At 64.5% G+C, this 532-nt stretch carries 1 other RNA gene (only partly in view); it reads right to left on the minus strand.

What is annotated here, in order from left to right:
• Positions 1–532, minus strand: a transfer-messenger RNA (tmRNA) gene (gene ssrA / locus JHD07_RS32455); its annotated part reaches 229 nt to the left of the window's first position; the annotation flags it as partial.

Below are 532 nucleotides of genomic sequence, written 5' to 3' on the forward strand. Positions count from 1 at the left end.
ATAGGGGACAAAGCTCTCAAAAAACAGAGGGTTGGAGGGTTATTCCCTCTGGGTAAGTTCCGGACTCGTCTTGGCCGCCGCGCAATCCTCGTTCTAAGCTCCTGACATGTCCCCGGATTCAGCGCCGGCCGCCCAGCAGCCGGGTATTCTTGCCACCCCGCCGAGCGTCGCCGCACTATTCCTGGCATTTGCCCGGATGTCGCTGGCCGGTTTCGGGGGCGTCCTGGTGTTTGCCCGGCGCGCGATCGTCGAGCAGCACCGCTGGATGACGGCGGACGAGTTCAACGAGACCTTTGCGCTCTGCCATTTCCTGCCGGGCCCCAACATCGTCAATCTGTCCATGGTGTTCGGATCGCGGCTGCGCGGCGTCGCCGGGGGCCTTGCCGCCTTCGCGGGGCGGTTGGTGCCGCCGACACTGATCGTGACGGTGCTTGCCATCGCCTATGCCCATTTCGGGGACCTTGCGGTGCTCAGCCGGATCCTCGCCGGCATCTCCTGCGCGGCAGTCGGCCTCTTGATAGCGGTGGTCTTT

The organism is Bradyrhizobium sp. (assembly GCF_016462955.1).
GTDB lineage: Bacteria > Pseudomonadota > Alphaproteobacteria > Rhizobiales > Xanthobacteraceae > Bradyrhizobium.